Source organism: Marivirga harenae, assembly GCF_030534335.1.
GTDB lineage: Bacteria > Bacteroidota > Bacteroidia > Cytophagales > Cyclobacteriaceae > Marivirga > Marivirga harenae.
In genome coordinates this window covers 3,122,677-3,137,339 of the sequence record NZ_CP130565.1, presented here as the reverse complement: position 1 = coordinate 3,137,339, position 14,663 = coordinate 3,122,677, and the positions used below count along the sequence as shown (strand labels likewise).

Here is a 14,663-nt window from a genome sequence, read left to right as displayed (position 1 = left end):
ACAATAGGATAACCAAGATGAGTAAGAAAAATAAAAAACATAGAGACGGGATTGTTTATTCAACTTCTAATGATTTTGAATATGATTATGAAAGCCAAGAAGAAAAAGAAACAGTACCGCCTTCGGAGCAAAATTTAAAAGTGCAATTAGATAAGAAAGCCAGAGCAGGTAAGAAAGTAAGTCTGATTACTGGTTTTATTGGAACGGAAGATGACTTAAAAGCCTTAGGAAAACAGTTAAAATCAAAATGCGGTGTTGGTGGTAGTGTGAAAGATGGTGAAATCTTAATTCAAGGTGATTTTCGAGATAAAATACTAGAAGTTTTACAAAAAGATGGCTACAGCAAAGTTAAAAAAGTGGGCGGTTAGACGAATACGTTTTTACAAAGACAAATATATATTTAAGCTCAAACGATACACTATTGCGGTACTCAGCTCGGATAAATCAGATGTTTCCATAGCCTTTAGTTATGCTTTTGGGACAATGATTGCCCTCTTGCCTACACCTGGTTTTAGTACAGCAATAGGTATAGGCTTTATGACTATTTTTAAACAGCTTAACAAAATGGCTGTTCTGCTTTCCATGATGGTATGGAATGCCATCACTATAATCCCTATTTTCTGGTTGAGTTATAAAATCGGCAGTAGCATTTCCAACACTCTTCCTGATGTGGAGGTTCAAAATGAAACTGTCCGACAAGTTCTTTTATTCTTCAAGCAGTTTGCTTTGGGTAATTTAGCTCTAACCATCCCGATTTCAATTGGAAGTTATTTTTTGGCGATTTTACTTTTACAATTAGCAAGAAGAATGAGGCTAAGAAAGACTGAATTCAGAAAGAGAGAATCTGCTTAAATAATCTGCTGCTATCTAATTGCTTTTCCTCTTCCGTCACTAATAATGACATATATCAGGTTTTCAACTAATTGAGGTCAGTGAATCTCACTATAGTTATTTCTACATTTATGATACAGATCACAAAATCAGTAAATCAATGTGATTCGTTTAGTTGAAATTCTTAACCTATAAAAAATAGAAGCCATGATTAAGCACATATTAGTCCCAACCGATTTTTCCGATTGTGCATTAAATGCATTGGAATATGCCTTACAATTTGCTAAACAAATAAATCCAGAGGCAGAAATTACAATACTGAATGCGTATACAGTACCCTTAGCCTACGCTGATTTAAATATAGCCTACGATGTGGGTGAAAGCGAGGTAGATATAAAGCAGTACATCGATTCAGAATTCAATCAATTAGAAGACAAACTTCCACTTTTAAAGGAATTCGAATATGAGACTATAAAAACTGAGAACTACGTAAAAGATGCCATTGAAGAATATTCCCTTGATAATCCTGTAGATTTAATCATCATGGGCACTAAAGGAGCGAGTGGAATAGATGAAGTGATTTTAGGAACCAATGCACACCGAGTAATAAAAGCTGAAATAGCACCTGTATTGGTAATTCCAGGAGAAGCTAAATATGAAGACATTAAAAATATAGCATTGTCAAGTGACTACAAAGGAATTATAGCAGAGTTGTTGGATCCAGTAAAAGCAATCAGACAGGCTTATGCATCAAAAATCCATTTGATACATGTAAGTCAAGAACCCATGTTGGATAAAGAGAAAGCCGAAGAAGCTAAAAATCTTGAATTGCATTTAAAAGGACTTCCACATCAGTATCATTTCATGGTCAACAAAAATGTCGAAGAGGGAATTGATGAATTCGCTGACAACAATAAAATTGATCTATTGGTAGTGTTACCTAGAAAGAAGGGATTGTTTGAAAGTCTTTTTGGAAAGAGCGAAAGCAAATCCTTGATTTTCCATACCGATGTGCCTCTGCTAGCACTCTCACCTAATAAAAGGAAGATTATTGAGGCTGATTAAGAGGGAAAAGATAACTTCCGGTCTGTGTACCACCGACTGGAAGTTTCTTGCTTGCAGACTGAAAGGAAGTACATACTACTAATAAGACAGTAATACTACTGTGATTCCCTATGCAACAATTGCTACAAAAAATATGAAAATAAAATACTAAATTAGTAAAAATCAAAAACATGAACATAAAAAATCAAATAGGGCTAGATAATGAAAAAGCAAAACAACTAGCAGGAAAACTGAATGAACTTCTAGCAAACTATTCAATCTTTTATCAAAATACTCGAGGATATCATTGGAATATAAAAGGTGAAAAATTCTTTGAACTTCATGTGAAATTTGAAGAATTGTACAACGATTTGATCTTAAAAATTGATGAGGTAGCAGAAAGGATTTTAACTTTAGGTTATACTCCCAAACATAATTATGCCGATTACCGATCAATTTCTAAAATTAAGGAAAGTGTAGAAGTAAAAGATGGGATAAAGGCTATTGAAAATATATTAGAATCCTTTAAAACAATAATTATATTTCAACGGGAATTGCTTACTTTATCATCTGATGCGGATGATGAAGGAACAAATGCATTAATGAGTGATTATATTCGAGAACAAGAAAAATTGGTTTGGATGTACTCTGCTTTTCTGAATAAATAATAAAGAAGGCATTCGTATTTTATTGAAAGCTAAGAAAAAGTTGAAATTAAAACTCCATAATAGGACACTACCTATCATGGAGTTTATTTTTAACACCAATTTGTACCGATAAATCCTCAATAGTTACTAAACCCAATTCTTTTGCTTGTTTTTTTCGCATCAAAATGGCAAAGGTATTATTGAATCCTAGCGTTGGTAACCACTCGAATTGAAATTGACTACTGGATTCCTTTTTCACGAAATCATATACCATTTCGGGATTAGAAATTAAGTTAGCTCTCTCCTTTCCATCTGTATCCAAAAGCAATAATAAGGCTGTGCCCGTATATTCAGGATATATATCTATTTCATCATTTTTCATGGCGTCCATCAATAATTTAGTGCCACCAAAACCTAATTTCAGCTCTACTTTCAAATCAGAATTTTCCTCAATGATCAATTTAAAAAGATGAGCCAATATGTAGTTTTCAGTAAATGCCTTACTTCCAATTTTAATTGATTCCTTTGACAGATTTACATTATCAGAATTCCCTAGCATTCCTTTGGATTCAAGAAATTCCATTGCCACTTCTTCGGGTTGCATTTTTTGTTCATCTACCTTAAAATTCATTTCCATCATCTCCGCATTGCTGATCTGGTTTTCTAGTTTTTTCAGACTTGTGCGAATTTCGGGATATCTGTTAATAATAGATTTTCTAGCAACAGGTGCTGCCTCATAAGGAGGGAAATAATTACGATTATCGAGCAGTGTTTTCAAATCGTAGGCTTTAATTCTTCCATCAGTTGAAAATCCACTAATTACATCTACTTCTTTACTGGCCAACGCCTTATACATCAATCCTATTTCCATTTCAACATAATCCAGCTCGAAATCATAAGCTTTGAATAACCCTTGTAGTCCATCTTCACGATAGACAAATTCGGAAGGAAATCCACCTAACAAATCACTTTTGTCTGATGCAATATTCAATTTTTGGAAAGCAGACATTAGGAGATAGAACAAAACCCCTCCAAACAGAATGACTGAAAACCCACGAATGATTTTAAAACTACTTTTCTGAATTCGGCCTAAAATAGCATCGAAAAATAAAGCCAATAATGAAGCAGGAATCGCACCAGCCAAGATCATATTGGTATTATTCAGTTGAATCCCTTGAAGAATAAATTTACCTAGACCACCTGCAGCAATGAAAGCACTTAATGTGGCCACTCCCACGTTTATAACAGAAGCCGTCCTAATTCCAGCCATGATGTATGGCAAAGCCAGAGGTAATTCCACTTTAAATAGAACTTCCACAGGTTTCATTCCCATAGCTATTGCAGACTCCTTAACAGAGACATCCACCTCGATTATCCCTGTGTAGGTATTTCTCACTATGGGAAGCAAAGCATAGAGAAATAGTGCAATGATGGCAGGAACTACTCCGATCCCAAAAAATGGCAGCAGAAAGCCCAATAAAGCTAAACTGGGGATAGTTTGGATGGTATTGATCACTGAAAGAACCGTTTGGGTCGATTTTCTGAATATGGCGATCAGTACACCAATTACAACACCCAATACTACCGCAATACATAAAGAGACTAATGTCAATTCAAGGTGTTCTAATATTTGCTTTAGAACTTCCCTTTTATTCTTGAGCAAGAATTCAAAAAATGACATCATCCTTTAGCCTCCTTCCATTTATAAAAAGCTTCTATAATCAATGCATGCTGCTGACTATCGGAATTCTGTAAAAAATCAAGAACAGAAATACGATCATTTGATTCTTTCAAAATATTCTGTTCTAAAAATGGTTGAATTTCAGATATAGAAACAGAAGCCAAGGAAGCTTGGAATTGATCACCTTTTACGAAATTCTTTACTAGATCATTTTTAGGTTGAAATAATATTTCTTGCGGAGTTCCCAATTGTTGAATTTCACCATTGGCCAACAAACAAATCCGATCTGCCAAACTTACGGCCTCCAGCACATCATGAGTTACCATCACTGCTGTAAGTTTTTCATCTTGTTGAATTTGTCTAAACTCATTTCTGATTCCTACTCTGGATATGGGATCCAGGGCACTGAATGGTTCATCCAACAAAACCATCTTTGGATGGGCAACTAGTGCTCTTGCCAACCCGATTCTTTGTGCTTCACCACCACTTAATTCAGATGGAAACTTCTTAGCATAAACGGAAGGTGACAATCCCACTTTATTTAACCATCTATATACTTTCTCTTTAATAATTTCTTCACTTTCACCTTTCAATCTCATGATTGATGCAACATTATCATAAACCGAATAATGCGGAAAAAGCCCAACTTTCTGAATAACATAGCCTATTTGCTTTCTTAAGTTATATAGTTGATGTTTTCTTAAATCCTTATCTACAATCCTAATGGAACCGGAATCAGGGTTTTCTAAACCATTGATCATTCGGAGCATAGTAGTTTTTCCACTTCCACTTGCTCCTAACAAAACCATTAGCTCTCCTTCTGTCACTTCTAAATTAATACTTCTCAGCACTAATTGATTATCAAATTTTTTCTCAATATTTTGGAAGGCAATCATATGCTTGAATTTACTGCTGAAAAGCTTAACAGAAAAAGAATGTTTCCTAATTTTCAGCCAAAGCAAACAAAATAAGATCTAATTGGTATTTACTAAAACGATTTGCCAAGATGCTACACATAGATACAGACTCCATCTCTAAGATGCAAAGTCGATACCAAGCTAATTTCTTTAACACAGTGTCAGGATTTAAGAGTGCCAATTTGATTGGAACTGCTAATCAAAATGGCCATACGAACTTGGCAATCTTCAATTCAGTTATCCATTTGGGTGCTAAACCTCCACTTCTGGGTTTCATTTTGCGACCAACAACTGTTGACAGACACACCTATGAAAACATAAAGAAAACAGGTTATTATACTTTTAATCATGTTCACGAAAGCTTTATTGAAAAAGCTCATCAAACTTCCGCCAAATATGATCGAAAGACATCGGAATTTGAAGCTTGTGGATTTGAAGAGGAGTATTTTGACAGATTTCATGCACCCTATGTTAAAGAATCTCATATCAAATTAGGACTAAAATTTAAAGAGGAGCATTTAATCACAGCAAATGATACCATTTTGATAATAGGAAAAGTGCTGCATGCTTATTTGGATGAAAAATTGATTGCAGAAGATGGCTCGGTTGATATTAGTTCTGCAGGAACCGTGACTATTTCGGGTTTATATGAATATCTAAGAACAACAAAGCTGAAAAAATTTGAATACGCTAAACCATAATTCAAATTGTACAAAACTTTATATATGTAAATGAGTATAAGAAGCAACAAGCAAATAATATTACAAAAATGAAAAGAATTAAAATAGGGAAATCGGTAAGTGTGGTAGCTATTCTTTTAGCATTAAGTTTTCAATCATGTGCACAACAAAACAATAGTTCAGAAAACAAAAAAAGTTTAAAGTCGCACACTTTTGAGGTGCAAAAAACTGAAGCAGAATGGAAAGAAATTTTAAGTCCGCTAGAATATAAGGTTTTACGAGAAGAAGGAACTGAAAGAGCCTTTACAGGAATATATAACGATTTTAAAAAAGAAGGTATATTTATTTGTAATGGTTGCAAGACTGAACTCTTTAGCTCAGAAACAAAATACGAAAGTGGGACGGGCTGGCCAAGTTTTTATAAGCCCTTAAATGATCAAAACGTTCTGGAAGTCGTAGATCGTTCTTTAGGAATGGTTCGAACAGAAGTTGTTTGTGCTAGCTGTGGAGGTCACTTGGGACATGTTTTTGAAGATGGACCAAAGCCGACTGGATTAAGATATTGCTTAAATTCTGCTTCTTTAGACTTTAAAGAAAAGTAAAACTTAGCGCACCCCTTTTTCTGGATATTTTCCTTTGATCGGTCTATAAAAATCTTTGATCTTTTCAATAATTTCAAACATATCTCCATTTGTTGAGAAACTAGGACCGACTCCAGCTATTTTATTTTCATAGTCTAAATATCCACATAATATTGGTACACCAGCACCTTCAGCTACTCTATAAAAACCAGTTTTCCATTCAGGTTGATAACTTCGAGTACCTTCAGGTGTTACTAATATAACTAGCTCCTCACGTTCATCAAAAAGCTGAATCATTGCCTCTGTCATGGATTGTTTTTTACCGCCTTTGTGTGTCCTGTCTATTCCAATAGCACCAAAAGCATTCAAAATCCATTTCAAAGGACCTTTTAATAGTTCTTTCTTAACAGTGTAACGTACAGGTATTTTGAGAATGTAAAAGGCAGATCTTGCCCAGATCAAATCCCAATTTGAAGTGTGAGGCGCAGCGATCATTACTGCTTTTTTAACATTTGGAGGTATTTTCGCGGATACTTTCCAACCACCGAGCCAAAGAATAAATCGAGCTAAATAAAGCGCCATACTGTATAAGAATTAGTACGACTCAAATATAATCAGAATCGGATTAGTTATTAGTTGTTTACACTAACAAATACAGTATTTCTCTTAGAATCGTACACATCCGCTTCAGTTAAATCAATGGATTTCTGTATCTCATTTGATTTCTGTGCAGAATATTGAGAATTATCCTGCTTATAATAACTATTACTGATAACTAAGCTTGACGCTACTATTGTTAGTAACAAAAATGTGGTAAAAAATCTTCTCATATTTATATCCTTCCTATTGTCTCAGTAGTAATGACACAGAAAGGTTGAGAAAGGTTGGTGTAAGATTTTAAATAAAATTGAATTACTTGAATAATACAAATATTATAATTTACAGAATTTAGCAATAAATCATCTATACTAGCTTATTAAAATCATAAACCTAAAATGATTAATCTTTTTCCAAAGTGTACATATATTAGAAAAATATAAGTATTTTTTTAAATAAAAGTAAAAAAGCTTATCAAAACAAATGGAGCATTTGATTCAATAAGCTTTCTAATAATCAATATTGATATTTATTATGATTTAATTTTACCGTACTTATCAGCCCATATATCTTCTAGTTCCTCAAGGCTTCTTCCCTTGGTTTCAATGATATATTTATTTGTAAATATGATCAACAATAATATACATGCTCCAAAAATGACATAAGGTAAAGATTTATTCCAAACAACTTCATTGTGCTGACTATCAGCAATAATTGGGAAACTTTGAGAAACAAGATAATTCCCCCCCCATTGAACAGCCACTGCTATTGACATTGCAATACTTCTGATTTTGTTTGGAAACATTTCAGAAAGTAATACCCATGTAACGGGTCCCATACTCATAGCAAATGAAGCAATGAATAATAAGACTCCTATTAGGGAAATTAGGCCAACTTGCTCAAAGTATAGAGAACCTCCTAACAATATAAATCCCGTAAGCATACCGAACGAACCAATCATTATCAGAGGCTTTCTACCTAGCTTATCAACTGTGAACATAGCCACAAACGTAAATACAAAATTCACAGCTCCCAGCAAAATCTGTTGGGCTAATACATCATCTTGCGTATATCCTAAAGCTTTTTCAAAAATATCACCTCCATAATATAACACAGCATTAATCCCCGTTAATTGTTGGAATAAAGACAATAAAGAACCAATTAAGATAATGGCTAAAGCACCTCTTTGGAATAAATTAACCTTAGTTTTTTCAACTTTTCTTTCTTTAGCCAAGGAAAGTTTTATTTCAGATAATTCAATCTCGGCTTCTTTTTCTTCATGCAAAGAATCTAACACTTTTTTAGCTTCTTCATCTCTTCCAACCAATACCAACCATCTAGGGCTTTTAGGAATGAATAAAGTAAGGACAAAAAAGATAATACATGGGATTAATTCAGACCAAAACATCCATCGCCAGCCTGAATCTATTTTACCTTGTTCAGTAGCATAGCTTTCACCGATATAATAAGTTGCTAAGAAAACCACAAAAAAACCAGTTACTACAGCCAATTGATAGAATGTCACCAATACTCCTCTTTTATCTCTTGGTGATATTTCAGCAATGTAGGTTGGTGCAGCCATGGAAGCCAATCCAATAGCTAATCCCCCTACAACCCTAAAGAAAACTAATAAACCAACACTCTCAGGTAAAAACGGGGGTAAACCAGAACCTGCTGCAGAAATTGTGAAAAGTGCCGCTGAAAAAATAAGTGTTACTTTACGGCCAATCTTTGTAGTCATAGGCCCAGCAATCAGTGCCCCAACGAGACACCCTAGCAAAGCACTACTCACTACCCAACCCTTCATGGCAGAACTTAATTCAAAATATTTACTAAAATAATACTGGGTGCCGTTTATAACACCTGTGTCATAACCAAAGAGTAAACCACCTAAGGCAGCAACTGACGCGATTAGTATTAAAAGTCCTTTCTTCGACATTTTTCCAAAGTATTTTAAAGTGAGAAGCTATATTACCAAAATTTTTTGGTGTATAAACATCTAACTGCAGTAATTTTTATAGATGGCATTATATTTAAACCTATGGAATTAAAATTATTTCGGTAAATCAGGTTTCTGTGAATAAACCCTTACATAGTCAATCACAAATTCTTGAGGAAAACTAGCTTCGTCAATACCGTGTTTTCCACCCCAATTTCCACCGACTGCTAAATTCAAAATTAAATGAAATTCATGATCAAAAGGCCATCCCGATTTTCCCTCACCATTTTTATAGACAGCATGATAAGGGACATCATCGACCAACCATTCAATTTTTTGTTCCGTCCATTGAATAGCATAAGTATGAAAGACTTTATGTGCATCTTTGAGCTTTATTGAATCTGATTTTTCCGTACCTTTTGTATGATTATAGTTTTCGGTGTGAATGGTTCCATAGACTGTCCCTGGATTATAACCAACATACTCCATAATATCTATTTCACCATCTCTCGGCCAATCCATTTTGCCCTCAACGGTGGGTAACATCCAAATTGCAGGCCATGAACCTTTACCTATGGGTAATTTTGCCCTAACTTCGATATATCCGTATTTCCAATCACTTATTTCTCTGGTGGTAATTTTTGCTGAAGTAAACCCTTTTTCGTTGTCCTCTAAAGCATTAATAATTAGTTTACCATCCTCTAATCTAAGATTTTCAGCGTTTTTGGTATAGTATTGTGCTTCATTGTTTCCGAACCCACATAAATCTGGACAACCATTTCCTTCTGTTATATTCCAAAATTTTGAATTGGGCAATCCACTTCCATCAAATTCATCAGACCAAATCAAATAATCATCCTGCTCCTTGCATTGGCTAAAAAATAATAGAAGGCCGATTATAAAGACATATCTCATTTTAACTCAAATTTTTTGTATTGCTCTACAGTTGAGTTCGTGCCTATAAAGACTCTGAAATCACCTTTTTCCAACGTTAAATCCCCATTTGATTTATAATATGAAAGCATCTGTTTCTTTATAGAAAATTCAACCTGTACAGTTTGTCCTGCTTTGACTTCAACCTTTTGGAAAGCCTTCAGTGACTTGATCATTGGCGTTTCTTCTGCCTCTAAGTCTTGAATATATAACTGTACAATTTCTTGTCCGTCCACTTCACTAGTGTTTTGAATAGTTACCGTGGCCATTATTTCTTCATCCTCTGTCATTGAATTCTGCGATAATTCAATTTGTCGATAATCAAATTTTGAATAACTTAAGCCAAAACCAAAAGGATATAAAGGTGAATTATCCACATCGGTGTGATGGGTATAAAATACTTGCCCAGGAGCTGTTGAAGGTCTTCCAGTTGTTTTATGGTTATAATAAATAGGTATTTGACCGACTTGACGAGGAAAGCTCATCGTCAACTTTCCTGATGGATTATTTTGGCCTACTAAAGTCTCTGCAATGGCAATACCAGCTCTTTGCCCGAGATGCCAAGCCTCCAATATGGCCGGGATATTTTCATCTTCCCAGCTCAGCTCTAATGGTCTCCCATTCATTAATACCAATATAATATTAGGATTTACTGCATGGATTTCTTTAAGCAATTCTTTTTGCAAGCCTGGTAAACCAATGTCTGCTCTACTTCTACCCTCACCGGACATATAAGCAGTTTCGCCTAAAGCCATAATTACCAAATCTGACTTCTTGGCTAATGCTTTTGCTTCTTCGAATCCGGATTTATCTCTCTCATTAATTACTTGTTCTTGAAAGAAGTTATTAGGTCCAATCGATAATTCCACTCCCTCAGCATATTCAAAATTTACGTCTTCAGGAAAAGTCTGTTCCAAACCTTCATATAACGAAACTGCTGAGTTAGCTACAGCTTGAGCTCTCCAGTTTCCTAATGGTGTATCTTTGTCTTTTGCCAATGGTCCAATTACTGCAATGTTTTTAGCACTTTTAATGGGCAATAAAGATCTTTCGTTCTTTAGAAGCACAATAGACTCTTTGGCTATTTCCTCCGCTAAATCATGATGCATTTCATTCCCAACAATTTCGTTTTCTCTTTCTGAATTAGAGTATTTAAAAGGGTCATCAAATAAACCCAATTCAAATTTTAATTGTAGGACATGTTTTACTGCCTTATCTATTGCAGCTATGTCAATTTCACCTTCTTCCACTAATGAAGCAAGGTTTCTAATATAGGCCGTTCCTTCCATGTCAATCTCACTACCAGCAGAAATGGCTTTTTTTGCAGCATTTTTCAAATCTGGGCTCACTCCATGATTAACTAACTCCCCTATGGAATTCCAATCTGAAACAACAACTCCATCATAGTTCCATTTTTTACGAAGAATGTCCTGTAGCAAATATTGGTTAGCAGTGGCAGGAACAGCATTGATATCATTAAACGCATTCATGAAGCTTGCTGCATTTGCTTCACTGGCAGCTTTGAACGGAGGCAAAATATGATTGTGAAGAATGTAGTTATTGATATTAACTGAATTATAGTCTTTACCGCTTTCAGCGTATCCATAACCGGCAAAATGTTTGGCAGTCGCAGCTATGGTTTTATTATGGCTCAAATCATTTCCTTGAAAACCATTAATCCTTGCTGTAGCAATTTCTGATTGTAGGTATGGATCTTCTCCAGCCCCTTCCATGACTCGTCCCCATCTAGCATCAACAGTCACATCAATCATAGGAGCAAAAGTCCAGTGCAAGCCAGAGGCGGCCGATTCTGCTGCAGCGGCTTGTGCAGTTTTTTCCATTAGCTCCAGATTCCAAGAAGCACTTTCGGCCAAGGGAACTGGAAACATTGTTTGATAACCATGGATTACATCATAGGCAAATAGTAAAGGAATACCCAGTCTGGTATTCTCAACTACTAACTTTTGCATTTTTAATGTATTTTCAGCTCCCAATAGGTTCAAAACCGAGCCTACCTGACCAGAAATCAATTGCTGGTAGCGAATACTATCTTGCCCTTTTTTGTTGCCAGGACCCGTAAACTCGCTTCCTAAACTATATTGATTTAATTGACCAATTTTTTCTTCCAAAGTCATTATTGAAAGCACTGAATCAACTCGTGCTTCATATCTATTTCCTGTTTCTTCGACTCTATTAGGCTGATTGCATGAAAGAACTATTAGTGAGAGACAAATCACCCCAATTATTTTTTTTAGGAGTCTGGTCATAGCTGTTTTAAAGTTTTATGGTTGTAGGTCAAATAATTTATTCCGGTTGTTGAAAAACTCTTACGTAATCAATCCACATTTCCTGTGGAAAGGTAGTGGTTTCATCGGGATACTGTGGCCAGTTACCGCCAACAGCAACATTGAAAATAAAGAAAAACTCCTCCCTAAATTCGTCCAAATGAGATGGGGTCGTGTCAATGCTTCCATAAGGCTGATCATCAATAAGCCATTGAATTGAATTTTCATCCCATATTATTGAAAAGACATGAAATTTATCTGCCAATGTGCCCTCTGAAAGATTTCTACTATGTCCAAAGTTTGCATAGCCTTGATTACTTTGCCAATGAACAGTTCCATGGACAGTTCGTTCCCTACCTTGACCACCGATCATCTCCATTATATCAATTTCACCACAAAATGGCCAGCCAACCTGTCTGAAATTTGATCCAAGCATCCATATTGCTGGCCATATTCCTTGTCCATATGGCATTCTGGCTCTTATGTCAAACCTACCATATTTAAATTCTTTTTTGCCTTCTGTTATAATTCTAGAAGATGTGTATTCCCTGCCTTGAAAATTCTCTTCTTTGGCTTGAATCACTAGATAGCCCTCATCTAGGCGTGTATTCTCTTCTCTATAATACTGCGATTCATTATTTCCCCAGCCATTACTCCCAGTGCCAATTTCAAAAGTATAATCATCTGAAAGTTGTTCAGCTTCGAATTCATCTTGCCACACTAATTCATAGCCTTCGTATTCCAAAGGGCTTTCATAACCTTCAAAGGAAGGCTCGAATGGGTCTTCTGGATCTTCTTCATCTTCTGGATTAACATCCTGAATTTCAATGTCACCCGTCTCACTGATAAAATCATCGCTGGTTGCGTGTGCTTGAACAGTGATTTCATACTGACCTGATTGTTCATAAGTATATTGGGCTGTACCGCTTGTAGATTCTTTAAAATCATCTGGGTTTTCTCCAAAATAAAATCTATAAAAATTGACCAAATCGGCTGAGGCGTTGACTGATACCACCCTAGGATTACTTTCTGATTTAACAATCTCAATTGCAAGATTTTCAGGTAATTTCACTACATCATCAATAGGAGCATCCTCGCAAGAAGCGAGGACACCCATGATGAAAAAACAAATTAAATTAAACTTAAACATTACTACTTTTTATTGTACATCAACATCATCAACATAGAAAGTACCAGTGCTTGGAACCTCCCAGCTTGGGAATAGCACTAATCTGTCTAACGAAAGTCCTACTCCAGCTGATAAGTCGAAACTTAGCTCAGTCCATTCTTCTCCAACACTAACATCAGCATCTACTTCAACAAATTCACCAGCTGAATTTTCCAGCTTGATTCTGAACACTCCAGTAACAGGAGCCCAAACTTTTAGCGTTAAAGTAGTGCCCTCTTCAATGGTAGGAGCCTCTGCCAAGTCAAAAAATGAACCAGAGAACCCTTGAAATCCTTTCACTAATTGTAATACGTTAGAACTAGTGTTGATTCCCGATTGGTCAGGATTTTCAACTATTGATGCCTCATTTCCTTCAAAAGATGACAAATCAGGAGTTTGAGTCTCAAACCCAATCGGTAGCGTTGCTTTTACTGAGCCACCAGGATTACTGTCAAATCCTTCTGGCACCAATCTTAAATACCAAACAAGATCAGCATTGGCTGCGTCTTCAAATTGAAGAAATAATTCATTCTCAGAAATACTCACTACTTTGTAAGTTTGAACTCCAGTATAGTAGCCAATAAATCCATCTTCATTTATACTTAGTGTGGTATCACCTTCTTCACCTTCAGCAGGAAAGCTTAAGTTCCAATTTAAGTTTTCTGCAGGGGTAAATGGAGCAGTTAAATCACCAACACCAGGATCGTAAGCGTCAGGAAATTGTTCTTCTTGCTGAGCATTCAGATAAATATCTCCTTGGGTGGCCATGTCAAATCCAAAATCTGCTAAAATGAATGTATATCTATCATTATACATACCTGCTCCAACTTTTTCATTCACACCTGCAGCGTAGTATTTAGGATAATCACCATCATAGTCTCCATTTTCAGGACTAGGTCCAACACCAAAATGACCAGCAGATGCGGAGTCTACTGCCCAAGTCTTTGAACCACCACCATCGACACCTCCAGTTAGAAGATTGTAAAGTGCATTATCAAGCAATGTTGGGTCTGTTTCAGCAATTTCAATCTCTTGAGTATTCGATGCACTTCCTCCGTCATTGAAAACTGTCAAAGTCACCTCATAGCTTCCAGCATTTGAGTAAGTACCTGTAACAGTTGCTGATTCATCAGCGCTCTCTCCATTTCCTAAATCCCAAACGTATCGATTAAAACCATCAACCGAAGCTGTAAACTCTAGAATATTATCGCTTTCAGCAGTGGCCTGAAAGGTAAAAGCAGCATCAGCTTCAGTTGGGGGATCTACCAATGTTGGCTCTTCTTCTTCATCGCAGCTCATCAATACGAATATTGCTGCAATCATCATAAATTTTCCAAATAGATGTTTCATAGGTAATTAT

At 35.8% G+C, this 14,663-nt stretch carries 15 protein-coding genes; 6 read left to right on the top strand and 9 right to left on the bottom strand.

Annotation, left to right across the window (positions count from 1 at the left end):
- Nucleotides 1-17 precede the first annotated feature (17 nt).
- The 4 genes from Q3Y49_RS13390 to Q3Y49_RS13375 all read left to right on the top strand — a co-directional run bounded on the left by Q3Y49_RS13390 (nucleotide 18) and on the right by Q3Y49_RS13375 (nucleotide 2,543).
- Entirely contained in the window at nucleotides 18-368 is a 351-nt protein-coding gene (locus tag Q3Y49_RS13390; protein WP_303268842.1) for a translation initiation factor, read from the top strand.
- Complete coding sequence (locus tag Q3Y49_RS13385) at nucleotides 334-852, top strand: DUF2062 domain-containing protein (protein ID WP_303268841.1); 519 nt, start codon at nucleotides 334-336, stop codon at nucleotides 850-852. The genes Q3Y49_RS13390 and Q3Y49_RS13385 overlap by 35 nt, the downstream gene beginning before the upstream one ends.
- A gap of 186 nt (nucleotides 853-1,038) precedes the next feature.
- Nucleotides 1,039-1,896 carry a universal stress protein gene (locus Q3Y49_RS13380; protein WP_303268840.1) on the top strand — a complete coding sequence of 286 codons (858 nt, stop codon included), beginning with the start codon at nucleotides 1,039-1,041 and terminating at the stop codon, nucleotides 1,894-1,896.
- Between the two features lie 170 nt (nucleotides 1,897-2,066).
- Nucleotides 2,067-2,543: a Dps family protein gene (locus tag Q3Y49_RS13375; RefSeq protein ID WP_303268839.1), complete on the top strand. Its 477-nt coding sequence runs from the start codon at nucleotides 2,067-2,069 to the stop codon at nucleotides 2,541-2,543.
- A gap of 67 nt (nucleotides 2,544-2,610) precedes the next feature.
- Here Q3Y49_RS13375 and Q3Y49_RS13370 read toward each other — a convergent pair whose 3' ends face one another.
- Entirely contained in the window at nucleotides 2,611-4,206 is a 1,596-nt protein-coding gene (locus Q3Y49_RS13370) for an ABC transporter permease/substrate-binding protein (protein WP_303268838.1), read from the bottom strand.
- Entirely contained in the window at nucleotides 4,203-5,099 is an 897-nt protein-coding gene (locus Q3Y49_RS13365; RefSeq protein ID WP_303268836.1) for an ATP-binding cassette domain-containing protein, read from the bottom strand. The genes Q3Y49_RS13370 and Q3Y49_RS13365 overlap by 4 nt, the downstream gene beginning before the upstream one ends.
- Nucleotides 5,100-5,209: 110 nt before the next feature.
- On the opposite strand from Q3Y49_RS13365, the gene Q3Y49_RS13360 reads away from it, so the two are divergent.
- Complete coding sequence (locus Q3Y49_RS13360; protein WP_303268834.1) at nucleotides 5,210-5,821, top strand: flavin reductase family protein; 612 nt, start codon at nucleotides 5,210-5,212, stop codon at nucleotides 5,819-5,821.
- Nucleotides 5,822-5,889: 68 nt separating this feature from the next.
- Complete coding sequence (gene msrB, locus Q3Y49_RS13355; RefSeq protein WP_303268833.1) at nucleotides 5,890-6,402, top strand: peptide-methionine (R)-S-oxide reductase MsrB; 513 nt, start codon at nucleotides 5,890-5,892, stop codon at nucleotides 6,400-6,402.
- A gap of 3 nt (nucleotides 6,403-6,405) precedes the next feature.
- Here the strand turns inward: msrB and Q3Y49_RS13350 are convergent, their stop codons facing one another.
- From Q3Y49_RS13350 to Q3Y49_RS13320, 7 genes are all read right to left on the bottom strand, one after another.
- Nucleotides 6,406-6,963 (bottom strand): 1-acyl-sn-glycerol-3-phosphate acyltransferase, encoded by a 558-nt coding sequence (locus Q3Y49_RS13350; protein WP_303268832.1) that lies wholly within the window; start codon nucleotides 6,961-6,963, stop codon nucleotides 6,406-6,408.
- 50 nt (nucleotides 6,964-7,013) lie between these two features.
- A complete protein-coding gene (locus tag Q3Y49_RS13345) occupies nucleotides 7,014-7,211 on the bottom strand; it encodes a hypothetical protein (RefSeq protein ID WP_303268831.1) in 198 nt (65 codons plus the stop codon).
- Nucleotides 7,212-7,510: 299 nt separating this feature from the next.
- Entirely contained in the window at nucleotides 7,511-8,917 is a 1,407-nt protein-coding gene (locus tag Q3Y49_RS13340; protein WP_303268830.1) for a sugar porter family MFS transporter, read from the bottom strand.
- A 114-nt stretch (nucleotides 8,918-9,031) separates the two neighbouring features.
- Nucleotides 9,032-9,832 carry a glycoside hydrolase family 16 protein gene (locus Q3Y49_RS13335; RefSeq protein ID WP_303268829.1) on the bottom strand — a complete coding sequence of 267 codons (801 nt, stop codon included), beginning with the start codon at nucleotides 9,830-9,832 and terminating at the stop codon, nucleotides 9,032-9,034.
- The gene (bglX, locus tag Q3Y49_RS13330; protein WP_303268828.1) at nucleotides 9,829-12,117 is read right to left on the bottom strand and encodes a beta-glucosidase BglX; all 2,289 of its coding nucleotides are present in this window, start codon (nucleotides 12,115-12,117) and stop codon (nucleotides 9,829-9,831) included. Before bglX ends, Q3Y49_RS13335 begins: the two co-directional genes overlap by 4 nt.
- A 37-nt stretch (nucleotides 12,118-12,154) precedes the next feature.
- Entirely contained in the window at nucleotides 12,155-13,252 is a 1,098-nt protein-coding gene (locus Q3Y49_RS13325) for a glycoside hydrolase family 16 protein (protein WP_303268827.1), read from the bottom strand.
- A 42-nt stretch (nucleotides 13,253-13,294) separates the two neighbouring features.
- A complete protein-coding gene (locus Q3Y49_RS13320) occupies nucleotides 13,295-14,653 on the bottom strand; it encodes a PKD domain-containing protein (RefSeq protein WP_303268825.1) in 1,359 nt (452 codons plus the stop codon).
- Nucleotides 14,654-14,663 lie beyond the last annotated feature (10 nt).